We start from the raw sequence: 21,448 nt of genomic DNA, 5'->3' as shown, positions 1-21,448 counted from the left end.
CTTCGCATACTCGGGGTCGAGCTCGAAGCCGCCCTCTCCCGGACGGCGGAGACCCGCCGCGAGCGTCTCCATGTTCTTGAAGCTCTCGTCCTTGTTTGCCATTAGTCGCTCCAAAAGTCTTCAATCTGTCTCTTGTTGGGGTCTGTGATGGTCATCGGCGCGAGCGCACCGCCCGGCTCCCACATCTCGATGCCGTTGGTCTTGTAGAGCTTCGACAACTCCTTGCCGTTGCCCTTCTTGCGCTCATCCGCATACGCCTTCTTGAGGGAGTCCGCCTCGGCCTTGAATTCTCCGCGGTTGGTGGCGCTGACGTAGACCAGGCACTGCTCGTTGAAGTTGTGCGCGAGCCACAGCGGCGCGAACTTCTCGAAGTTCATGCCGTGGGGCGTATAGAAGCCGATGAGCGCGGCGGGAGCCGCGGCGAGCCATACGAGGTAGATGACGTCGTTGATGTCCACGTGGAACACGAACGTGCAGAGCAAGCCGAAAGCCAGGGCGCAGCCCACCGCCGCTCCGATACAGATGATCGTGCGTGCGGTGAGGCCGCCGATGACCTTGGGCTGATACTCGGTTACATCCTTGTGGACCGGTACCGACAGCACCCGCTTAGCCTCGCACCCAGCTGGTGTCGAGCGTGCCGAAGTACAGGGCTGCGGCAGACACGATGACGCCGCCGATCAGCGTGCCGACGCCGGCGGCGATAGCAGCGCCGTTGCCCGAGGCGCCGTTGTGGACGTTGATGCCGATGGTGACGCCGCCCCAGACGACCATGATGGCGCCCAGCATCTGGATACCGCCCTTGAGCAGGGAGGTGATGTTGCCGAGGATGCCGCCGGCGGAATCGAGCTGGCCGAGCTGGACGGTGGCTACGGCAAGGGCGTGGTAGATCGGGTTCATATGTATTCCTTTCAGGTGTATCGGTGCAGATGTGAAAAATCGACCAAGTAGCTTGAAAATGCCTTATTGGTCCAAATGCGCCGAATGTGTTACTATGCGTATGCGCCGATAAGGCGCCAGGGTGAAGAGGTTCGTGAGAACCGCTGTCATCTCCTGTCTAGCGCACCCATGAACTGTTTGGGGCCCGCAAGGGAATGCAGGTAGGTCGTTCGCGGCCGGGGTGCGCACCGCATGTCAAGGCGTCGGGCCGTCACGGGTCCGGCGCTTTTCTTTTTCAGGTGCTTCGGTAGACATGCGATCCTCCGTACCGGGTACAGGGCGGCGGCGTGCCGACCCAATGGACGCCACGAAGATACACGGCGCGGCCGAAAGGCACCCACGTCTTGCCGCAGCGGCAACATCGAGGCATCCGCGCAGCTGGCGACCTCGGGCAGATGCGAAAAAGGGGCTCATCGGACGCTTCCGTGAACCCCTTGCGCAGAATCAATAGAGCCGCTGTCTACTATTCCGCCTTGCCGGTTGAATCCGTATCGCGGGACTTGTAGTGCTTGCCGACCTCGGCATCCGTTCGGCCGCGCAAAGGCGGCCGTCGGGGCATCGACTTGGATTGGCTCGCGAGGCGTGCGGAGTACTCGCGCTCCTCGCGGCGGCGCTTCTCCGCCATATACTTCTTGATATCGAATCCAGGCGTATCGGCCATCAGCTTGTAGTTCGGATGCTCCGTGAGCGGGTACTTCTCATCGACGATGGGGTTGGCGCCGTTGATGAGCACGACACATTCCGTCTTGGGGAGCTTTGCCACCTCGGCGGGGTCGATGAGGGCGCGGCCGACGGTCTGGCCGCTCTTCGACCAGCTGCCCTGCCCTCCGTGGCTCTGGGAGTAGTTCTCCTGGAAGACAGTCTGCTGTCCGCAGGAATCGGAGATGAACTCGCAGGTCGAGGTCGTGCCCTTGTTGGCCTTGCCGCCGCCGAGATAAAGGACGGTATCGCAGCAGCCCACGATGGAGTCGGCGGTCGCCTCGTCGTAGAGCTCGGCGAGCTGCGACTTGGCCTGCAAGATGACCGACATCGCGATGTTTCGCGAGCGCAGGACGGAGATGAAACCCGAGATGTCGGCGGGAAGCGACAGGGAGCGGTACTCGTCGAGGATGAAGTTGACCGGGCGCGGCAGCTTGCCGTTGTATTTCTCCAAGGCCTTGTGGCACAGGACTCGCACCGTCTGGTAGACCATCATGCCGTGCAGAAAGCCCAGTGTCCTCTGGTCCGTGTCGTCGAAGATGGCGAAGATCGCGTTCTTCGAGTCGGGGTCGCCGAAGCGCTCGAGGTGCATCTGGTCCTCGCCGACGACGAGCCGCTTCACTTCGGCGGCGGTGAACGGCGCCAGGCGTGCGTTGCAGGTGATCAGAATCGACTTGAGCGTCTTGCCGGCTGCGGACTGGAACTTGCGGTAGTTCTCCAAGGCGTAGTCCTCGGTGGGGTCGAACCCGCGCTTTCCATTCTTGTGGACGTTGTCATACGGACGCTTGTTGTCCGAATGACGGCGGAAGGCCGACGGGACGAGGTCGAAGCGCTCGCCGTCCGCGCCGGTGTAGACCGAGATCTCCTCCGGTGCGTCCGAGGGGGTCGGGTTCTGAGCCGCACGCTCCTTGACCTCGGGATTCTTCGGGTTGCGCTTGACCCGTCGCATGCCGGTCTCGATTTCATCGAAGATGAGGTCCAGCGGGCTCTTGTAGTTCTCGTTGGACTCGGATGCCTTGGCCATCGACAGCAACTTGAGAAGGCCGCCGATGTTGTAGTCCTGGGCGGGGCAGTAGTCGCGCATGAACGCGATGAGCGCCATGTAGAGCATCTTCTCGGACTTCTCCCAAAACGGGTCTCCCGAGCTGGACTTGGGAGGCGTCGTCATGGAGATGAGAAGTCCCGCGAACGACTGAATCTCGAGGTCGGTCCTGACGTAGTGGAGCGGGTTGTAGATGAGCGACCGATCGGGGAAGAACGTGTTGAACGAGCGGATCTCATAGCCGTTGTTCGTGAGCATGTTGCCGACATCGAGCAGAAGGTCGCCCTTGGGGTCGGTGATGAACAAATCGGAGTTCATCTGGCACACGTTGGGCTTCACATAGTAGCGCGTCTTGCCCGCACCAGAGCCGCCGATGACCAGCACGTTCATGTTGCCGTCGTAGTTCATCGAGAAGCCCTCGCGGCTCCAAGCGCGACCGGTGCTCTTCGAGAGAAGCAGCGCGTTCGCAGATCCTTGCGGATTCTTGTCCTCGATGAAAGGCGCGAGTTCCTCGGTGGTGGCCCACCGCGCCGAACCGTGCTCCTCGCCGACTCGGGTGTTCTTCTGCCCATAGACCAGGCACACCATGGCGATTGCCCACGGGATGCAGACCCCGAGGAGCATGCCGAGCATGCCTGCGTCGTTCAGCAGCAGACGAAACGGATGGGCGGCGATGTAGCCCCACATCTCCGCAGGGGCGGCCGTGAGGTCCTCGAGCATATCCGAATAGGAGCAGGCGCAGTCGACGAACCTGTTGCCGAGGTAGGCGAAGGGGAGGGTGGCAGCCGCCGCGCCCAAAAGCGGCGCCACCTCTTTCGTGACCTTCATTAGCGATTCACCGTCTCGAGCGAGACGTCCTTCTCGGCTTGGGCAGCGGAGCGGGATGCGACATATGCGGCCTCTTCGCCCTTGTCGCTCATCAGCTCGTCGATGTTGCGTTCCTTCATGCTGACGGGCTCGTAATCGGGGTCGTCGTCGATACATTCGGCATCCGAATCGAGCTTGTCGGGCGTCCCATCCCCATCGCGGTCCTCGGCGGCATCGCGGATGCCGTCTCCATCGGAGTCCCCGGTGCCGGGGGCATCCTGCCCGTCGGCATAGGGAGTGGAGAGGTCGCCGTTATGGGCATCGGGGCGAGCCTGGACGCAGTCCGCCGTGGTCTTGCTGTTGGAGATATCCTCGTGCAGCTCGGCCTTGCGGGTCTCGCGCGACAGCGCCTCGTCCGCATCGGCGGCGCTCAAATCGCTATCGGCCCGAGCTGCCGGCGCGGACTCCGCCGTCTTCTCGGCCAGTTCCTCCTCGGCGATGGCCTCCGTGGATTCAGGTCCGGTCTTGCCGTCTGCGGCGCTGCCGGCGGGACTCTCCTCACCGCGTGTCTCATCGACGTCATCGAGACTCGGGACGAAGACCCCTCCATTGTCCGGGTCGCGCACATCATGGTCTGGGTCTACACCCTCATCTGCACGCTCATCGTCTCCATGCCCGGGTTCGACCTCGGGCGTCGGCATCTCGGCACCCATATCGCCGCCTGCCTCGTCATACCCATCGGCCCCATCTTCGATGAGCGGAGGCTCGAATTCCACGCCGATGCGGTCCTTGTAGCGCTGACGCATGAACAGCTCGCCGCGCTCGGGTCCCATGGCTTGGATCTTCTTTCCCTCGATATCGAGGGCTTCCAAGGCTTGTTCTGCATCGCCTTTGTTGACGATGACCTGGTTGCCGATATGGCGGGCGTTGATGTCGTAATCCTGCAGGATGGAGCAATAGTAGGCGGCGTTGAACGAGGATGCCTCGCTCTCGAACTCTCCGAACGTGAAACGGGTGCAGTCCCCATCGGGCAGGCTTTTGATATAGCCCTTGTCCGCTTTGCCCTTATCGAGCTTGTCGAGATTGATGATGCGGGCGGCATATCGATGGTCGCGGCTGATGTCGTAGATGGCATCTTGAATGGTGTGGGTGCGCTTCCCGTCGCTGTCCTTTCCATCTTTCGGATGGACGAGGAAATGGCCGACGACGGTGGAGTTGGCAAACAGTTTCGGGGAGATCTGTTTCAACTCGCGCAGGGTCGTCTGCGCCTCGGCGGGAGAATCGAACCAAGTCGTCGTATAGTCTTGCTTTTTCATCCCCTTGCCGTTGTTCGATAGGCCCTTGGCCGCCCCCTTGGCGTCTCGGGCTTCTGCTCGCAAGCGGTTCGACTCATTGATTTTGTTCCTGAGCATCTCCCTGCCGAACATCTCGAGTATGTTGAGCAGCTTGATTCCGGCCTCATCTGAAATTGATGGCATATCCTCTACCTCCGAAGGTCGCTGTGACCAAGCCCAATGCTCAGTCACAGCGCAGGCTACATCGGAGGGAGAGACCCCCTTCGGGTCGTGCCGCAGCGGTTAGATTCAACCGTTTCGCATCGACTCAACGGGAGTGAAGGTGCCATCTAGCGCCAAACGCCCATCGATACGGACTGGCCGTGCTCGTTTTCGGCGAGGATGCTGCCGTCGGACTTGTAGATGAGCTTCTTGACGAGGAACTTCTGGAATCCCGACCCAAACGCGACGGTGGTCACCTCACCGGGGAGAAGACCATGGGGCAGGGCGAGGCTTTTGACGCCGTCGGCTTCCTGCAGTGCGGCCGAGGCCCCGTCCGCACGCGATGACTCATCGGCGAGCTTCATGTTGACGCGCTCGAGTTCCTTGGCAAGCCTGCTGGAATCCCGCTCGGCCGCACGTGCGCGGCTCTCGGCATCGGTTGCGCGTGCGGTGGCTTCCATCAGCTTGGACTCCGCGTCCTCGAGGTCGTCCTTCAGGTTCGAGCATACCGAAAGCTGCTGTCGCAAGGCACCGACCTTGCCCTTGTAGCTTTCCAAATCTTCTCGCAGAAGCTCTGCGGCTCGTGCCTTCCCCTCGGCTCGGTCGGCTCGCTCGCGCTCGGACTCGACGGCGGCCTGCAGGCGCTCCAATTCATCCTTGTGCGACTCTTGAGCGGCGCACACGACCTCTTCCTGCTTGGCCTCGAGTGCCTCCTGAAGCTCCGCGATACGCTTTTCGTATTCCGCCGCATCCTCTTCGAGCTTGCCCTGTGCCGCCTGCACCTGCTCGCGGAGCCGTTCCTGACCGCGCACCAGCTCTCCGATTTTCTGGTCGTAGTCATGGCGCTGGCGGTAGTTCTCCTCCCGCGCCGCCTGAAGGTCCGCCTTGATCGACTCGCTGTTCGCCTGCACGGCCTCAAGGGCTGCGGCCGCATCGGCTCGTGCCTTCTGGGTCTGTGCGAGACTTTTACCGAGGGCCTCGTTTTCCCGCGCGAGGTCGACGATCTTGTCGGCGCTCGACTGTTCGCTGTTGCGCAGATGGCTGGCGCCTTGCCGCTCGGCCTCGAGCGAGGACTCCAGCTCCTCAATCCGGCTCGATGAATCGCTGAGCTTACCCAGCAGCTCATCCCGCTCGGCCGAAACCGTCTCGAGCTCGGCTTTGGCCTGAGCGACGGAATCGTGCAAGGCGGCGTTGTAGTTCTCGAGCCTCTTCATCTGCTCGTCCGCAGCGGCCTTGAGCTGCCAGCAGCTTTCCCGAGCCTCCTTGAGCTGCCTCTCGCGATCCTCTGCCTGGTTTTGGAGGGTGGACATGCCAGCGACCAGCTCGCTGGCGCGGTCCTCGGCCTCCTGCGCCCGAGCGATAAGCCCGTTGACCTCATCGCTCGACATCCCGCTCATGCTCTCCAAGCGGCTACGCAGCCCGAGCACCTCCTGGCGGAATTCCTCCTTCTCGCTGCGTTCGCTCTCGAGCTGGTCGTTGGCCTCACCGAGACGTTCCAAGAGGCCCTGCGTCTTGCTCCGCTCGCTATCTAGGGATTCGAGCGTCTCCGCATTGATGCGCTTGAGGTTCTCAATCTCATCCGAGGTAGCGGCATTTTGAGCGGATGTCTCCACCGCCGCCGTCATCTCGTTGACCTTGAGCCTGAACTCGGCGCATTCGCGCTCATGCTTCGAGTTTGCGTTCGCCAACTCGTCCTTCACGGCCGAGAGTTCCGCCAAGGCCGAATCGCGCTTGACCATGGCCTCATTGACGAGCCTCCTGGCCTCGGCGCGAGCGGCCTTCATGCGCCGTGCGCGGTTACGTGAGCTGTGAGCCGCCTTGCAGGGGGCGTCTGCAGGCAATTGTCCCATTGCTTCTCCAATCCGAGCTTAGATTTCAGACATTTCTTCGATATCCTTCGGCACCTCGATGCCCTTAACCGAGCACATGTAGCGAAGGGCCTCGCGGCGGCTCTTCGCGCGGGGGGCGATCATCGCCGAATGGTAATCGCCCATGAACGTCCAGATGATGCCCGAGGTCGTCTTGTTGGCGGTGAGGCAATACTTCCTCGCGAGTGCCTCGGCTTCATTCGTGCATTCCAAATCGTTCTCAGGCGAATCCTCATGGCTGGCTTGCGCGGATTTTCCGCTTGCCGCTCGAACCTTCTTCAGATAGAACCTGAACCCGTCCGCGCGGCGAAGCCAGTTGAGCGGGAACATCGCGTAGCGCTTGAAGGCGGCCGAGCCGCCCTCGGAATTCTGCGTCATGAGCTCATCGAGATAGAGGTCCCACGCGTCGCATATCTCATCGGCATCGGCACCCGCATCCATGGCATCGCGGATCGCGTCCATGGTCCTCTCGAGGAAGATGCCGTCGCAATGCTTGGGAGACGAGTCGGCGATAAAGCGTGCCACATAGCGCACCTCGGCACTCCAGTCAGCAGCACCGTCCGAGCCGTCACTGCTGCCCGTGCCTCCACTGACGCCCTCTCCACAAGGCATATCTCCCTCATTGGGATTATCAGAAGAATAAGAAAAATAATTATCATTATTATTCTTATTATTATTTATATATACGCCGGTTCCCGATGAGGCCGTGTCGCTATCCTGCGGTTTTGCTGCATCTCCGCAGCTAGATAGCGGTGCTGCAAATTCTTCCGATTCGACGGATCCGCAGGTCGCGCCGATACGACGACTTGACGCATCGTTGTGACAAAATGACGCATCGTTGTGACAACTTGACGCATCGATGTGACAACTCGGCGCATCGTTGTGACAAAATGACGCATCTGCATGACCTGCGGATTGTTGAAAACTCGAGTTTTCAACAGCCGAGATGTGACAAGTTGGCGCATCAGCCTGACCTGTGCTTTTTTGAAAGTCGAAATCGAGGATTTGCCCGCCCAGCGAGGCGGAAACGGGCATCGTCGCCTCAATCGCGGCATTGATTTTCTCCTGGACGGCGAAGTAGGAGCGCGGCGATTTCATGCCGTTCGCCTCCCTGCCGGTACGGTACAGCTCGTTGTAGCCGATGAGGCCCGCCTTGCAGAGGCTGTCGAGCGCACGCTGGACGGAGCGGCGCGAGATATACAGATCGAGGGCGAGCTGGTCCTGCGTGACGTAGTAGCCGTATGCCGAATGATGGCTCATCGAGTAGATCTTGGCGTAGACCGACAGCTCGGCGCTGGACGCCTTGAGACCCAGCCCGGCCGGGTCCACCATCCAGTCGAAAACGGTGTAGAAGTTGCGGTCGAGGGCGTTATCAGGACATCTTGTCGTAGGCATTGTCATCGACCTCGCATTCGCTCGATTCGCTTGTCGGCTCGATATCTGCAGAACTGTCCGCCGCGGCGGCGAGAATCGATTCGACGGCATCGTAATCGCACTTGAAGCTCATGGACAGGCCGTCCTCGTCCATGACGGCGCAGACGAGTCCCTTGGCGGAAAGCTCGTTGAGCGTCTTGAAGACTCGCGCGATGCCGTGCTCGGCCGCCCCGCGACCGCGGGCAGGGGCAGGGCATCCCTCATCGAGGGCCTGCGCGATATATTTCGAGGTGATGCGCTCACGGGCGGGGTCGTCGGTGCAGTCGCGCTCGAAGATGAGCGCGAAGACGATTGCCTTGGCGCTGTTGAGACCCAGACGGCTCATCCAGCCGTACTGCTTCCAGTAGGCCTCTTGCTCCAGACGGTTGTTGCTACGGTTGTTGTACGCGAAATCCATGATAGTCCTCCTATTTCGCTATCGACATGACTCTGCTCCGGCTGTTTCGGCCGGAAGGCGTTTCGATAGGAGAGGGAGAGCTGGATGACTGCTCGCCGACGCATGCGACCCAAGTGCTCGGCTCGTTCTCGCCGACATGGGTGCGCTCGATGTAGCCGCGTTCGGACAGATCGCCCAGAACACGCCTGACGGTCGTGACCGATGTGTTGCTGAGGAACGCGAGCTTAGGTTTTGAGACGCTGAGGCCCTCTTCGCCTGCTTCGCAGACCAGGGCGAAGATGATGAGCTCGTTTCCCGATAAATCGAGATCGCGCATCATCCACGGGTCGATGGTGAAACTCATTTGAGATCACCTGCCAAAGTGCACGTGCATGGCGAAAAGACCCCGAAGGGCTTGATGCCCTCGGGGTCGATAGCTAACAGATTGCACGGATAGGCGGCAGCGTTCACGGCTGCACGCCCAGCAGGGCGGGTCATGCAGTTCATCTCCTATCGTCCGGCTTGGGGAACCGGTATGCTTTGATTTTGTTGCGCGATACCGAGCTTGTCAACTAGGCATTTTTGAGAAGGGTCTTGAGTAGCAGCTTGCCGAGCTGGGCTTCTCCGATCTGGTCGATCAGCGCCTCATCCACCTCAACTTCGTCGTTTTTCATAAGAGCCGCACTATCGAGCGCACCTGCGCCCAGAAGGGTCTCGCCTCCGAAGATATCCACGCCGTATTTTTTGAAGAGCGGGGCGTACTGCTCTTTGATTTTCTCCCTCGCAAGGCAGCGCTCGCTCACGCTCTTGTAGAGAGCCTCGTAGCTGATCCCCGCGAGCTTGAAGATATAATCGCGGTTGAAGGAGAAGCGGTTTTGGAGGCGTTGGTACTCGACGGTATCGGCTCGGCACATGGATTGGAGCTTCGAGCGGCTGCAACCGAGGACTTTGGCGGCCTGGTCGGAGTTGAGAACGAGCGGGAGCTGCAAGAGCTCCTCATCGCTGAAGGATGCGGACTTGGCGCTCTTTTTGGCTGCGGCATTCATCACGCTACATCTCCTCCGCGACAGACGCGAAGGATGGATTTGCCAAGCGCGGCATCTGCTCCTCGGCCGCCGCGTCGAATGCCTCCAGAAGTCGCGCAGCGCCGTTCGCGGGCAGCATCGCCCTTACGAACACGAATTCCATGGGGGTCGGCTCGCGAAGGAAGTTGCACTGCCCATCGAGAAGCGCAAGGCTACCGACAGACTCGTTAATGGCGGTGGCGAAGGTCTCCGTGTCCTCGACGTAATCCAGAAGGATTTTGGACGCGGACTCCAGAACAGGGTTTTTGGTCATCGTGTCTCCGTAACTAATCGAACTACTTGGGGCATAGTTGACGAATGTAGAATGGTGTTCCTCATTCGTAGCTACGAGCGAGATATTATCCCTTTTTTCGATTTAGGGCAATATAGTTTGGAATTGTAATTTACATACGTGGAAATTGCCTATTTGCGCGATTTATATCTACATACGCGAAAATGACTTCCGAATCATGTATTCTGTAGCCGGGTAGCCACCTGACTAGAGAGAGGGGAAGCCATGACATTCAAGGAGATACTTGAGAAGTACGGTGTCACCGCATCGGAACTTAGCCGCAGGTGCGGGGTTTCGACATCGACCCTTAGCACGTTCGTGAACGGAAGGTCGAAATGCCAGAACATGCAGATGACCACGTTTTTGAGGATTTGCAAGGGTTTGGACATTCCGTTTGAGACCTTCGTGGAAGACCTGTTCGACGGGGAGGAGGAGAACCCCGGCAAGAAGGCACTCCTCTCGGGCGACGAGGAATCCCTCGTGAGCGATTTCAGGGGCTTCAACGCGCAGGCGAAGTCCTGCCTCATGCGCGTATCGAGCGCCATGAAACTCGACCCCTCCAATATGCAGAGAAACCGCGAGACGCAGGCCGAGGCGCAGGCGTCCCCGTCGGCAGATACCAGTCCGGACGCGCCGGATAAGACAGATTAGCACGGCAGAGGCGGGTACATATGCGCCCGCTATTTCAAAATGCAGCTACAGAGCTATATGGGTAGGCATGTAGGCGCGTAGCTGCATAGCCGACTACGCGACACCATACAGGTATAGCTAGAAGAAAGACGGGAGTTATTTACAATGGCCGAGAAAAAGCAGGCCGCCGCTCCGAAAAAGCAGATAGCGGGCAAGGACCGCCCCTACTCTAAGCTGGAGTCGCTCATCAAGGGATCCGGATACTCAAACAGCCAGGCGGCGAATCTTGCCGGTATTCCGGTGAGCACGTTGACGACGATTATCCGCCCAGAAACCGATTTGGGGACGGTCCGAGTCTCAAACCTGCTCGCCCTCTGTCGGGTGTTGAACATAACCATAGAACAGCTCTTCGATGCCGAGATGCCGGTCGTCGAGGACACCGATGCCCCCGTCGGGCAGAGGTTGGAGCTGATCACGCTGTTCAACCGCCTGAACACCGAGACTCGCTGCGAGCTGATTGGCATAATGAGGAGCCTTACGAAAGACCCGAACCGCCTGATGGTCTGGCCGAGCGAGCGCGACTGACCGATTATACAGGTAGCCGTGTAGCTCGATACCCAACTACACGGCTACAGAACTACACACCTACCCAGCTGCCTGAATACCCGTGCTACTTCAGGCAGACAACATACCACTTGCCGCCGTCGGCGATAATCGACCTGCGGTGCGTCCTGTTCCCGCGACCGATGACATAGACATCGCGGACATACGCGAACCTGCCCGCGGTACGGGACGGGCACATGAGCGGCGCACCGCTACTCGAGATGGCGAACCTCCGCCCATCGGGCCAGATGATGCATGTCGGGTTGCCGCCCGCATCCTTCTCAACCGACACCTCCACGAGATTCAACTGATCTCCAACCATTCGCCCTCCACAAGACAGACATCGCCATACGCCCGCGAAGCCGCGGGCTTTATTGATTAAGCGTCCCACGCGGCCGCCGTCCACATGGAGCGCTTGCCGCAGCGGCACGCTCCACGTTCATGTCAAGGCACGGCAGTGGCGCTCGCTCGGCCTTTTCCTTCCATCGCTATGCATCAAAGCCGGCTACATAGCTATACGGCTACCGTGCATGTCACGTAGCTGACTACCGAGCTACACGGCTACAGCCAAGCCGATTCCGCTGCTAGACGGCGCTTTACGAGGCAACCCCACGCAACCTTGACCGCCACCTGCTGCCGCTGCGGCAGCAGGTGAATGGCGATGCATGGATTGGCGTATTTTCACGGGGCTAGCAAAACCTCCGAATGGAAGGAGACCTCGATATGCGCAAACGCGAGGCAAAGAACAAGAAGACGATTTTGAAGCCGGCGGTGACCATGGCCGTGACCGCGGGCCTCATGCTGTCCCCGATCATGCAGACCATGGCATTTGCCCAGACGGCATCCGCAGACGGCGATCAGCTAACCACCCAGACCGATATCCAGAAGGTCACCGAGCAAACCGTTAAGGATGCCAAGGCGACCATGGATCTCGCCAAGGGCAAGCTGGACGAGGCAAACGAGCAGCTTGACGCCGCGTGGGACGCCTTGAATGCCGCCCAGTCGGCACAAGCCGCTGCACAGACCGCATACGATCAGGCGGCCGCCGGCGTTGAGGCAGGTGAGGCCGATGTACAGGCCGCGTCCGATGCCAAGGCTGCAGCCGACCAGAAGCTGACCGAGGCCAAGGCCGCATATGATGCCGCCGCCGCAAAGCGAGCCGACGCTGCAAAGGCTGCCGAGCAGGCTGCTGCAGCCTACGAGGCCGCAAAGACGGGACGCGCAGGCGCGTTCGAGAAGATCGAGACCACCAAGCAGGCATGGACCGACGCCAAGGCCGCTGTCCATGCGGCCAAGAAGGCTGCCGAGAAGGCCCAGCAGGACGTCGATGCGGCACAGGCCAAGGTGGCCGACCTCGAGCAGCAGGTATCCGATGCCCAAGCTGCCGAGGACGCTGCCGCAGACCACCTCGATGCCCTTCAGGCTCAGCTCAATCAGGCGACCGCCGAGCTCGAGACCGCCCAGAAGGCACTCGATGAGAAGCAGGCCGAGCTGGATGCGGCGCAGGCCGACATGGAGTCCAAGAAGGCCGATTGGTACGGCAAGGTCCACGCCTATCTCGACGCCTTCGGCAAGTGGGGCGACGCCGCCATCCAGAAGCTGACCCAGGCCAAGGCTGCCGCCCAGTCCAAGGCTACAGATGCCCAAACCGCCCTCGATCAGGCGAACGTCAAGCTCGAGGCGGCCAAGCAGGCCGTCGCTACCGAGCAGATCCGTCTCGATGCCGCAAACGCGACTGTGCCCGCCGCCGAGCAGAATATCGAGGACGCCAAGGCCGCCCTCGCTGCCGCCCAGGACGAGTACGACCTCGTCAAGTCCATCGCGGACTCGCTGCCCCAGTATCGCCAGAACCTGGATGCCGCCAAGCAGAAACTCGACCAGGAGCAGGCCGCCTACACCGCAGCCGCAGATGCCTACTACCAGGCTCAGGTCGCAGGCACCGCGACCGAGGAAGAGCTGACCTCCCTCATGGACGCAGTCAATGCCGCCCGCGATACACTCCAGCAGGCGCAGGATGCCTACAACGACATCAAGGCGGCTGTCGACGCGAACGAGGCCCAAGCCGCCACGCTCGGTGATAAGCAGGCCGCGGTCGATGTTGCCCAAAAGGCAGTCGATGCCGCGCAGGCCTCCTACGATGACATCGTGAACAACTACATCCCGACCTGCGAAGCACAGCTCAAGGCCGCCAAGAATGATCAGGCGGCCGCGCAGCAGGCCGTCGCGACCGCAACCGACGCCAAGGCCGCAGCCGACAAGGCCGCCAAGGATGCGTCCGATGCGCTGGATGATGCCCTGAACCATGCCGGCGATCTCGAGCAGCTGAATCAGGCTCAGCTCGAGGCGAACAAGGTCTTTGCCGACGCATCCTCCAAGTATCAGGGCTTGAAGCCCGGCGTTGAGGCTGTCGCAGGCGCCCGCGACCAGGCGAAGGCCACCGCAGACGAGAAGCAGGCCGCCTACGACCAGAGCGCGAACGAATTCAATGCCGCGCATGACAAGATCGCTCAGCTCCAAGGCCAGCTTTCCGATGCCCAGACCGCCTTGGTCGAGGCTCAGAAGTCCCTCGAGGATGCCGTGGCAGAGATTGACGTGAAGAAGGGCGAGCGTGCCGCCGCGAAGGCCGCCTACGAAAAGTCCTTGGGTGACTACGAGGATGCGGTCGCCGCCGAGCAGAAGGCGCTGGATGCCAAGGAGGCCGCCGCTGCTGCCCTGACTGCGGCCCAGCTCGCATATAACGAGGCTGAGACTGCCTACCAGAAGGCCGCCGATGCTGCCGCTACCGCTGCCGCAGGCAAGGACGAGGCGGAGCAGAAGCTCGCCGAGCTCAAGGCCGCTGCCGACAAGGCCAATGGCACGTTGATCGAGGCAACCGCCGCCGTCAAGCTCGCTCAGGGCGATGTCGACACCGCTTCCGCCGCCGTGGATGAGGCTCAGGCCTACTACACCGCAGCCGCCCAGGACTACAAGAACCTCTCCGATGCCTACGAGGCTTCCAAGACCGAGAATGGCAACGGCACCACCGCCGGCGGCAACACCGAGACCGGTACCGAGGGCGGTAACGCCAAGGGTACCGGTGGAGCCGGAACCGACCAGGCTGCGGGCGCGAACGGCAAACAGGCTCAGGGTGAGCAGGCTCAGGCCGCTGCCGCTTCCGACCAGAAGGCCTTGCCCCAGACGGGCGACTCCACCGCGCTCGAGGTGAGCGTCATCTCCGGCATGGGCGCAGCAGCGATTGCCGCAGCGGGGATCGCACGCCGCCGTGGTCTCCATGCTGCACTCTAGATCCTAGCGGTCTAGACCCCAAGCCCTTTCCCCTCGAGAGGAGGAGCCGCCGAAATGGTGGCTCCTCTTTTTTGCTTCACTGCGTAGCTACACGTCTACCAAGCTATCTTGCTACACGACTACGGAACTACAGAACCATTCGGCTACGCCGCTGCCACAAGATTGCATTCGAGGAGACTCCCTCATACCAGATGATCACTTTTCTTATTCTCCTTATTCTTTTCCTCATTCGTCTGGACAATCGTTTGGCAATCTCGTCTATGCGGCTATGTATCTACGTGCCTACAGAGCTACCGAGCTACATAGCTACACGTCTACTGAGTTGCGTGTACACATGCAGACCGTTGACAAAAAAGAGCGCCCCGGAAGGCGCCCTTTGAATTCAGCTGGAGTTCCGTCGTGATGCCTAATTCTTATCGGCCGCCGCGATGCGCTTGCCGATCCACCTCATGACGGGGACCGCCATGGAATTGCCGATGGCCTTGTAGCGCGGCCCATCGGGGCATTCCTCGGCGGGCTTGCCCTTCCATCCGATAAGCGTATGCCCATCGGGGAAACCCTGGAGGCGTTCGCACTCGAGCGGGGTGAGCCTGCGGACGAGCATGGGATTTGCCTCCATGATCTTGTCTGCGGTTTCAGAGGCAACCATTGCTCCATCGCCACCGCATTTGAGGGTCGGGCAGACGTTGCGGCAGATTGCCGTATGTGCATTGAGGTCGCCCATGGCGATAGGTTCGCTCCCGCTGCCGGCTGCAACCATATGCGGATGGTTCGCGAGCAGCGTAAATGCAGGGTCGCCGTCCGCACCGATTCCCAAGCCCGTCCCGCGCCCCAGCTTCTTGTCGCGAGTGGCGACTTGCTCATTGATGGGATAGGTACCGCCGGTGCAGACGAAGGTCGTCTGCTTCATGCCCGGGTTGGCGGCAAGCGCCGCGCTGATGGTTCCATCGTCGACGATACGTACCTCGTTGCGCACGTTCTGCGCGAATCCGAAGGGCGACAGGACGCTATTCTCGCGAGCCCAGACTGCAGGACCGGATGAGGTATCGAGGGTCGGGAAGACATCGGACATGCCGACCCCCAAGCCGTTGCTGCCCGAGTGGGCGGTCTCGCAGACATATGTCTGAATATTCGTGTCGTCCACCACCACGGGGGCGTCGTCCTTGCCCATATGCGCGGTAAGGCATCCCGCGATTTCATCGCTGATATGGCAGTGTGCCTGCGTGCCCGTCATGCAGACGATGTTCTGACCCCTATCAGCACACGGTGACGAATCGCCTCGGGCCGTAAGGCATCCTGCGACCTCCGTGCCGTACTGTGACATCGCCATATAATGTTGGCCGGTGCCACTCAGAGGCAAGACTGCCGGTGCGTGCCAGTCAGCCGTGAGCGTGTTCGCCTGTTCCTCCGCATAGCCTATTGTGTTGGCGCGGGGCGCAGCGGAGTACTTGAAGCCTGCGCACGCAGCGCTGCGTCCAGCTCGGCGGGCAAGCTCCTTCCTCTTTTCACGGCTCGATTGAGGATTCCCTGACAGGCAGTCGGGCTCAAAGAGAACCTCTGCGGGGGATTCGGCTCCAAGATGTCCGACAAGAAACAGACGGCGGCGTCGCTGGGCCACTCTGAAGAATTGCGCGTCCAGAACTCGCCATGCGAGACTATACCCGAGTTCATCCATTTCCCTGAGCAGCTGTCCGAAAGCCCCCCATCTTCGCTCGTGAGCGCTCCTGGGACGTTTTCCCATAGAAACCAGCGAGGACGAAGTTCCTGTACGCATCGAATGTACTCGAACATAAGGCCGGATGCGCCTTTGAGGCCTTCGCGCTTACCCGCCACCGAGAACGATTGACACGGGGATCCGCCAACAACAAGGTCGATAGCTCCATCGATTTCTTCCTTCCAGTCGATTTTTGTGATGTCTCCGAGGTTGGGGACATCTGGCCACCTTTCTGCCAGCACGGCGCATGGGAACGGCTCGATTTCCGAGAATGCCACCGGCTCCCAGCCGAGCGGCTCCCAGGCGAGCGTTGCCGCCTCGACGCCGGAAAAGATGCTTACATAGCGAAAGCCCAAAGGGTCCTCCTGACCGCGAACCTACAACGGTTCCCAGTCTCCGGCACCCCGAAAAAACCGACGGAGTCTTGCCGCTGCGGCAATCTCCCAGCTAGATAGCCGTCTATCGACCTATATCAAAGTGAGGTTTTCGCCCTATGCGGCTATGCGTTTACAGGGTTGCACGCCTACCGAGCTACATAGCTACACGTCTACTGAGCTACACGAATAAGCAAAAAGCCCCGCAGCTCGTTATCCATTTTGCTCGGCAGGGTAGAGCTTGACACATATGTAGCGTATATGTATCATATCATTATGATTAAGAACGATTACATAGAATTCGAATGGGACGAGCAGAAGGCTGCTGTCAACATAAAGAAGCACGGAGTGAGCTTCGAATCGGCGGCCGATGCGTTCTCGGACCCATATGCCCGCGTCTTGCCAGATGCCAGACATTCAGACTACGAAGAAAGGTTCTTCCTGATAGGGATGGACTTGGAATCGCGGGTGCTGACGGTCTGCCACTGCGAGAGACACGGCGGCTCGACCATTAGAATAATCTCGGCGAGAAAATCGACGAGGACAGAGGAACGGCAGTATTGGAGGTATCGAAATGAATAGCAAGGACGAGATTATGGAGATGCCCGCCGAGGTCGATTTCTCCGGCAGCATTCCAAATCCCTACATCGGGAAGGTGCGCCGTCGCGTTACCATGAACATCGACGGCGAGAACATCGACTACTTCAAGGCGGAGGCCGCCCGTACGGGCGTGCCGTACCAGGTCATTATCAACATGTTTCTCACCGAGTGTCGCGAACAGGGAAAGCATCTTGCATTCTCCTAGCGTACTGGTTGGTGAGTGGCGCGAGGTGAGAAGGCGAGATACGCTAGGATAGCCGCAATAACGCCTTAAGGGCCGGGCTGCAAGCTCGGCCCTTTCTCATACCATCCCTCGATGCCTATTGCTATTGCAGATCCGCTTAGGCCGCGGTTCTCCCTGAGCCATACGCCTATCGAATTATGGACTACCTCACTACACGACTACCGAGTTACCCGCCTACACAGCTACACAGCTATATAGCCACATAGCTACATAGCCACAAGCCTACCGAACTACGCCGCTATCGAGTTGCATGTCAACACAAATGGATGCAGATTCATCGATAGCATCGCTGGCATGCTCGCAAATTTGGTCGAGCGATTCTGAGTGGATGTCGTCCGTCGCGGTTTTCTCATCCCATGCGCTGGTGACGATTTGACAGACAGCTTCGATACCGCAAATTGAACTCTCATAGGTAGATTTGAAGTCTTCGATGATTCGGTCGACCGAGGGAGCGTCCGGGCATCCCGCGGCGATAAGCGCCTCCTCGACCGGATCCCAGCTGTAGACGAGTTCGCGGGCTGCAGTCATCCAATCGCTGGTGGAGTCCATATCCTTGCCGCGCAGGTCGATGGTGAGTATGAGATCGTAACCGGTAAGGTCTGTTTCCCGCTCGATTTCCAGATATCCGAGATTGCGTACGTCATCGTCGGAGACGGCCCATCCTTCCGAATCGAGGGCATCGGCAATCGCTTCGGGAAGCGTATCGAATTCCCGTACGACCTCTTTTTGCTTGGAAAACCCATCGCAACTGCGTTCGACCCTGTCCATCCAATTGTCGAACGATTCGTTGCAGACTAGTTCGAACATCTCTGCGATAGCTTCGCGAGCGGACGGGCTTGACTCGTTGTAGAGCTTGAGGACGCTCTCTCCGAAACCGCCGAGGTTATCGAGTAGAACAATGCTGTTGTTTACGGCTGCATCTCGTGCGCTATTTGGCAACGAATCGAGCTTTTCGATAATCTGACCGATGGGACGTCCGGTGGTGGGAAAATCCATATCGACCTCCAAGGAGTACTAACCTTATTCAAACGTTAGCAACCGATTTGGCAGAACGAAACAGTAGGACAAAGGTAGCGACATGCAGGCATACACCGTTACACGGCTACATAGCTACACATCTACCGAGCTACACGGCCACACGCATGGCTACTTGATCTTCTCAGCACCCGGGGAGCGCGGCGCAACCTTGAACTGTTCGCGCTGCCGATTGAGCTTATTGAGTTCCTTGGCAATCGCAGTCTTGTCTTCAGCAAGCTCATCGATGCTCATGCTCTCATTCGGACTCAACCCCAAGACCTCATCCATGATGGACGGGTATGCCTTCTTCAGTTCGTCCGTATTTCCGAAGCTGCGGATAATGAAGCCGAGGTTCGCCTGGCTCTGTTCAAGCAAATTCCTATCGACGTACAGGAGGGTATCGAAGCTTTTGGCTGAGGCTTCCTTGCTGAGCATGGCCGTTATCGGCAACCTTTGACCGCATGATTTCTTGTCAACCTCGGCGGACTTCAGGAGCTGCAAACTGCTCGGCACAAAGCAGGACGAACTGTGATATTGGGCGTCCACCTTCAGACAGCCTATGGCAAACTGCGCCGTATCGCCCGATACCCATATATCCGCATTGACTTTGGTCGATAGGGGATTGACCTCGCTGACGTGGGTGGCCGTGCTGATAAACGCGTTCATCATGCGAGCGGCCGTGATTTTGGACGGAAAGTATTGCGAAAGCGAGCTTCCCAGATCGTGGGGCGTCAACGTACCCGCAAGTGCCTTCTTATAGAGCACCCACGGCTTGACATTACATCGGTTGATATCAATCCCGACGAGGTGGTTAAAGCGCTTCTTGAAAAACGACACCTCGAGCATACGGGCATCGTCTCCCGAGCCGTAGCAGATAAGGAAGTCCTTGCCGCACAGGTTGCGGTCATATCCCCGTGCGAGATTGATAACCCGCCGGACATCCCTCTTGTTCGCTTTCATGGTGGCCTCCTTGTCTTTTCGACAAGGATGGCCCGGTGAATTGGAACCCCATCTTTCATGCCGCAGCGGCATCCTGCGCGTTTCTACAATCTGGGAAACATCAAGTTCGCAGCGGAAGACATAAGACTGATTGATATGGCCAAAAAAGAAGGAGGGGCGCTAAGCCCCTCCTTCTGGACAGCCTATATCCCGGTTTCCTGCCTGCCAGTTCACTCTCTCCGAAGGTATCGGAGCGTTTGGGGTCGTACCCCTATTCATGGGAAATTCTATTGCGGCCATGCCCGCTAGATACGTCACGCACACCGTATCGAACGTCAGGTTTACCAGCCGGGGCTGAACCCTCTTTCGATAGCAAGGATATTATAGCATCTACAAATCCGAAATGTCTTGACACATTTGAATACAATCGGACTACCCAGCTACACGGCTACGGAGCTACATGGCTACGCAAAGGGAAGAATACGGGATCACATCGCTGTTCAGACCGTTGGCGCGATCACGCCGGGAGCACCAGCATTGAATTCAGTACGGTCGACAGAGATTGAAACATCCCAATTCGAGCAATCGAGCATTAAAGAGCGGCAATTAGAGAAGGCATAGTGGGCGTTTGTCATTTTTGAGAAGTCGAGTTCGCCGAATTCAACGATGTCGAGGGCGCGGCACTCTCCAAACATTATGCCGATGGAGAGCGGGATGCTATATGAAAATGCAGGTTGATTTTCAATCTCAACGCAACAGCCTGAACGGGCCCCGCGTTTCCGCAGCTAGCGCAACGCGGAAATAGCCCCCGGCACCTGGCCGTCGCCACGTTTCCGCAGGTGGATAGGCTGTGGAGGCCGGTGCCCCCATGCCGCCGCCGCTATCTGCTGCGGGGAGAGCCCGCGCGCGAGCCCGTTCCTGATGGCCGCGAGCTTGGCGGCGGCGCCACCTCCCTGGTCACGGTCGATGGCGACCTGCCGAGCTCCGCGGCGATCTCGCGGGCGCTGCGGTTGAGGTCGAGCATCCTCTCGACCGTGTTCCTCTCATGCCTCGTGAGCCTCCCGTACGACCTCCCGGACGGCTTCGGTCTGGACATTTCAGCCTCCCTCCATCGCGGGCTGGGGGATTCCGGCCCCTCTGGGGTTGCCTACCCGGATTCACGCCTCAGGACTCAGCGCAACGCGTTGCGCTGAGTCCTGAGGCTGTTGCAATGAAAATGAGAATCAAGGATATGAAAATGCAGGACTGCTGGTTGCGAAGTCTTTATGCAGTCGTGGGGGAGATTACCGCCGCGCTTGGTCCAGAAGCGCCTTCGTCGTGTAGTACGTATCGGCCTTGTTGTCCGGGACAGAACTCGAGCTGTAGGCGTTGCCGTCCGAAAGGGCATACCAGTTGCCGTCGGCACCGGTGACCTTCATCAAGGAATACGTATTTCTAAGGAGGTCACCCACATGGTCCCAACTCGCGCCGATCTTGACGCACTCGAGATCGGGGTAGCCCCCGCCGGAATGCCCGAAAGGCACATACCCCCAGGACTGCGGTCCGGGCTTGCACGACCTGTTGGACCAATGCGAGATATCGAGACGCTGAAGGCCGGTGCAGTTGTAGAACGTGCCCGAGAAGGAGACACAGGATTCGGTGCGCCAGCCCGATATGCCGGGAATTTCGGTCAGTCTCCGCATACCGTCGAAGCACGCATCCATGCGCTGCACATTGCCCGTATCCCATTTTCCCAAGCCACGCAGGTCTGCCGTTGCGACCGAACCGCAAGACGAGAAAAGTCGTTCAAATGACACGCACTCGCTTGTATCGATATTTCCCAAATCGAATGATTCGCAGCGGGTGAACTGGTTGAACCACCAAGCCATACTCAGCGGCTTGATTCCTGTGTCAACAACCGAAACGCATAAAACCTCATTATGGATTGAGTACCAAGGGCAGTTATCGAATGGCCAATTGCCTTCATACGTCCCCATCTCAAACCCCGTGTAAACATCGGTCACCCTGCGGTAGTTGAACATGTCTCCC

General features: G+C 59.3%; 21 protein-coding genes and 1 pseudogene. 5 read left to right on the top strand and 17 right to left on the bottom strand.

Going from position 1 to position 21,448, the window contains the following annotated elements:
• Window positions 1-101: 101 nt before the first annotated feature.
• From DWX63_RS08160 to DWX63_RS08115, 10 genes are all read right to left on the bottom strand, one after another.
• Window positions 102-602, bottom strand: coding sequence for a PrgI family protein (locus DWX63_RS08160; RefSeq protein ID WP_158559655.1), 501 nt, complete (start codon window positions 600-602; stop codon window positions 102-104).
• A gap of 4 nt (window positions 603-606) precedes the next feature.
• Window positions 607-897 (bottom strand): hypothetical protein, encoded by a 291-nt coding sequence (locus tag DWX63_RS08155; protein WP_117758863.1) that lies wholly within the window; start codon window positions 895-897, stop codon window positions 607-609.
• 502 nt (window positions 898-1,399) lie between these two features.
• On the bottom strand, window positions 1,400-3,505 hold the full coding sequence (locus tag DWX63_RS08150) for a type IV secretory system conjugative DNA transfer family protein (RefSeq protein WP_158559654.1): 2,106 nt from the start codon (window positions 3,503-3,505) through the stop codon (window positions 1,400-1,402).
• Window positions 3,505-4,962, bottom strand: a complete 1,458-nt coding sequence (locus DWX63_RS11270) for a hypothetical protein (RefSeq protein WP_158559653.1) — start codon at window positions 4,960-4,962, stop codon at window positions 3,505-3,507. Before DWX63_RS11270 ends, DWX63_RS08150 begins: the two co-directional genes overlap by 1 nt.
• Window positions 4,963-5,108: 146 nt before the next feature.
• A complete protein-coding gene (locus DWX63_RS08140; protein ID WP_117843373.1) occupies window positions 5,109-6,764 on the bottom strand; it encodes a hypothetical protein in 1,656 nt (551 codons plus the stop codon).
• A gap of 84 nt (window positions 6,765-6,848) precedes the next feature.
• Complete coding sequence (locus DWX63_RS08135; RefSeq protein ID WP_117843372.1) at window positions 6,849-8,243, bottom strand: hypothetical protein; 1,395 nt, start codon at window positions 8,241-8,243, stop codon at window positions 6,849-6,851.
• Window positions 8,221-8,679, bottom strand: a complete 459-nt coding sequence (locus tag DWX63_RS08130; RefSeq protein WP_117843371.1) for a hypothetical protein — start codon at window positions 8,677-8,679, stop codon at window positions 8,221-8,223. Before DWX63_RS08130 ends, DWX63_RS08135 begins: the two co-directional genes overlap by 23 nt.
• Before the next feature lie 10 nt (window positions 8,680-8,689).
• Complete coding sequence (locus DWX63_RS08125; protein ID WP_117843370.1) at window positions 8,690-9,022, bottom strand: MarR family winged helix-turn-helix transcriptional regulator; 333 nt, start codon at window positions 9,020-9,022, stop codon at window positions 8,690-8,692.
• A 208-nt stretch (window positions 9,023-9,230) separates the two neighbouring features.
• Complete coding sequence (locus DWX63_RS08120; RefSeq protein ID WP_147336076.1) at window positions 9,231-9,707, bottom strand: hypothetical protein; 477 nt, start codon at window positions 9,705-9,707, stop codon at window positions 9,231-9,233.
• A 1-nt stretch (window position 9,708) separates the two neighbouring features.
• Window positions 9,709-9,996, bottom strand: coding sequence for a hypothetical protein (locus DWX63_RS08115; protein WP_117843368.1), 288 nt, complete (start codon window positions 9,994-9,996; stop codon window positions 9,709-9,711).
• A 243-nt stretch (window positions 9,997-10,239) separates the two neighbouring features.
• Between DWX63_RS08115 and DWX63_RS08110 the strand changes: the two genes are divergently transcribed.
• A complete protein-coding gene (locus DWX63_RS08110) occupies window positions 10,240-10,665 on the top strand; it encodes a helix-turn-helix transcriptional regulator (protein ID WP_117843367.1) in 426 nt (141 codons plus the stop codon).
• A gap of 144 nt (window positions 10,666-10,809) precedes the next feature.
• On the top strand, window positions 10,810-11,229 hold the full coding sequence (locus DWX63_RS08105) for a helix-turn-helix transcriptional regulator (protein ID WP_117843366.1): 420 nt from the start codon (window positions 10,810-10,812) through the stop codon (window positions 11,227-11,229).
• Window positions 11,230-11,314: 85 nt separating this feature from the next.
• On the opposite strand, the gene DWX63_RS08100 is transcribed toward DWX63_RS08105, so the two are convergent.
• Complete coding sequence (locus DWX63_RS08100) at window positions 11,315-11,569, bottom strand: hypothetical protein (protein WP_117843365.1); 255 nt, start codon at window positions 11,567-11,569, stop codon at window positions 11,315-11,317.
• A 401-nt stretch (window positions 11,570-11,970) separates the two neighbouring features.
• On the opposite strand from DWX63_RS08100, the gene DWX63_RS08095 reads away from it, so the two are divergent.
• Complete coding sequence (locus DWX63_RS08095) at window positions 11,971-14,532, top strand: hypothetical protein (RefSeq protein WP_117843364.1); 2,562 nt, start codon at window positions 11,971-11,973, stop codon at window positions 14,530-14,532.
• A gap of 406 nt (window positions 14,533-14,938) precedes the next feature.
• Here DWX63_RS08095 and DWX63_RS11420 read toward each other — a convergent pair whose 3' ends face one another.
• Both DWX63_RS11420 and DWX63_RS08085 read right to left on the bottom strand, forming a co-directional pair.
• Window positions 14,939-15,862 (bottom strand): DNA cytosine methyltransferase, encoded by a 924-nt coding sequence (locus DWX63_RS11420; RefSeq protein ID WP_199411164.1) that lies wholly within the window; start codon window positions 15,860-15,862, stop codon window positions 14,939-14,941.
• A gap of 291 nt (window positions 15,863-16,153) precedes the next feature.
• A pseudogene (locus DWX63_RS08085) lies at window positions 16,154-16,602 on the bottom strand (DNA cytosine methyltransferase); the annotation flags it as partial.
• A gap of 294 nt (window positions 16,603-16,896) precedes the next feature.
• Here DWX63_RS08085 and DWX63_RS08080 point away from each other — a divergent pair.
• Window positions 16,897-17,202 carry a BrnT family toxin gene (locus DWX63_RS08080; RefSeq protein ID WP_117843422.1) on the top strand — a complete coding sequence of 102 codons (306 nt, stop codon included), beginning with the start codon at window positions 16,897-16,899 and terminating at the stop codon, window positions 17,200-17,202.
• Entirely contained in the window at window positions 17,195-17,425 is a 231-nt protein-coding gene (locus DWX63_RS08075) for a hypothetical protein (protein WP_199411158.1), read from the top strand. Before DWX63_RS08080 ends, DWX63_RS08075 begins: the two co-directional genes overlap by 8 nt.
• A gap of 261 nt (window positions 17,426-17,686) precedes the next feature.
• Here the strand turns inward: DWX63_RS08075 and DWX63_RS08070 are convergent, their stop codons facing one another.
• The 4 genes from DWX63_RS08070 to DWX63_RS08055 form a co-directional block, all read right to left on the bottom strand.
• On the bottom strand, window positions 17,687-18,460 hold the full coding sequence (locus DWX63_RS08070; protein WP_117843363.1) for a hypothetical protein: 774 nt from the start codon (window positions 18,458-18,460) through the stop codon (window positions 17,687-17,689).
• 150 nt (window positions 18,461-18,610) lie between these two features.
• Window positions 18,611-19,441, bottom strand: a complete 831-nt coding sequence (locus tag DWX63_RS08065) for a PBECR4 domain-containing protein (protein ID WP_117843362.1) — start codon at window positions 19,439-19,441, stop codon at window positions 18,611-18,613.
• Between the two features lie 859 nt (window positions 19,442-20,300).
• Window positions 20,301-20,516: a helix-turn-helix domain-containing protein gene (locus tag DWX63_RS11525; protein WP_255413244.1), complete on the bottom strand. Its 216-nt coding sequence runs from the start codon at window positions 20,514-20,516 to the stop codon at window positions 20,301-20,303.
• A gap of 187 nt (window positions 20,517-20,703) precedes the next feature.
• Window positions 20,704-21,448 (bottom strand): BspA family leucine-rich repeat surface protein (locus DWX63_RS08055; RefSeq protein WP_117843361.1); only part of this gene is annotated, 745 nt, incomplete at its 5' end.

It is taken from the genome of Collinsella sp. AF20-14LB, assembly GCF_003459505.1.
In the GTDB taxonomy this organism is placed as follows: domain Bacteria; phylum Actinomycetota; class Coriobacteriia; order Coriobacteriales; family Coriobacteriaceae; genus Collinsella.
The sequence above is the reverse complement of the archived record's forward strand: the minus strand, read 5'-3'. Positions and strand labels throughout refer to the sequence as shown.

Coding starts and splice junctions, on each gene's coding strand:
- DWX63_RS08135 (WP_117843372.1), bottom strand. CDS start 8,243: ATGCCTACGACAAGATGTCCTGATAACGCCCTCGACCGCAACTTCTAC.
- DWX63_RS08140 (WP_117843373.1), bottom strand. CDS start 6,764: ATGAAGGCCGCTCGCGCCGAGGCCAGGAGGCTCGTCAATGAGGCCATG.
- DWX63_RS08155 (WP_117758863.1), bottom strand. CDS start 897: ATGAACCCGATCTACCACGCCCTTGCCGTAGCCACCGTCCAGCTCGGC.
- DWX63_RS11420 (WP_199411164.1), bottom strand. CDS start 15,862: ATGGCGATGTCACAGTACGGCACGGAGGTCGCAGGATGCCTTACGGCC.
- DWX63_RS08110 (WP_117843367.1), top strand. CDS start 10,240: ATGACATTCAAGGAGATACTTGAGAAGTACGGTGTCACCGCATCGGAA.
- DWX63_RS08115 (WP_117843368.1), bottom strand. CDS start 9,996: ATGACCAAAAACCCTGTTCTGGAGTCCGCGTCCAAAATCCTTCTGGAT.
- DWX63_RS08125 (WP_117843370.1), bottom strand. CDS start 9,022: ATGAGTTTCACCATCGACCCGTGGATGATGCGCGATCTCGATTTATCG.
- DWX63_RS11270 (WP_158559653.1), bottom strand. CDS start 4,962: ATGCCATCAATTTCAGATGAGGCCGGAATCAAGCTGCTCAACATACTC.
- DWX63_RS08075 (WP_199411158.1), top strand. CDS start 17,195: ATGAATAGCAAGGACGAGATTATGGAGATGCCCGCCGAGGTCGATTTC.
- DWX63_RS08150 (WP_158559654.1), bottom strand. CDS start 3,505: ATGAAGGTCACGAAAGAGGTGGCGCCGCTTTTGGGCGCGGCGGCTGCC.
- DWX63_RS08065 (WP_117843362.1), bottom strand. CDS start 19,441: ATGAAAGCGAACAAGAGGGATGTCCGGCGGGTTATCAATCTCGCACGG.
- DWX63_RS08100 (WP_117843365.1), bottom strand. CDS start 11,569: ATGGTTGGAGATCAGTTGAATCTCGTGGAGGTGTCGGTTGAGAAGGAT.
- DWX63_RS08130 (WP_117843371.1), bottom strand. CDS start 8,679: ATGGATTTCGCGTACAACAACCGTAGCAACAACCGTCTGGAGCAAGAG.
- DWX63_RS08080 (WP_117843422.1), top strand. CDS start 16,897: ATGATTAAGAACGATTACATAGAATTCGAATGGGACGAGCAGAAGGCT.
- DWX63_RS08095 (WP_117843364.1), top strand. CDS start 11,971: ATGCGCAAACGCGAGGCAAAGAACAAGAAGACGATTTTGAAGCCGGCG.
- DWX63_RS11525 (WP_255413244.1), bottom strand. CDS start 20,516: ATGTCCAGACCGAAGCCGTCCGGGAGGTCGTACGGGAGGCTCACGAGG.
- DWX63_RS08105 (WP_117843366.1), top strand. CDS start 10,810: ATGGCCGAGAAAAAGCAGGCCGCCGCTCCGAAAAAGCAGATAGCGGGC.
- DWX63_RS08070 (WP_117843363.1), bottom strand. CDS start 18,460: ATGGATTTTCCCACCACCGGACGTCCCATCGGTCAGATTATCGAAAAG.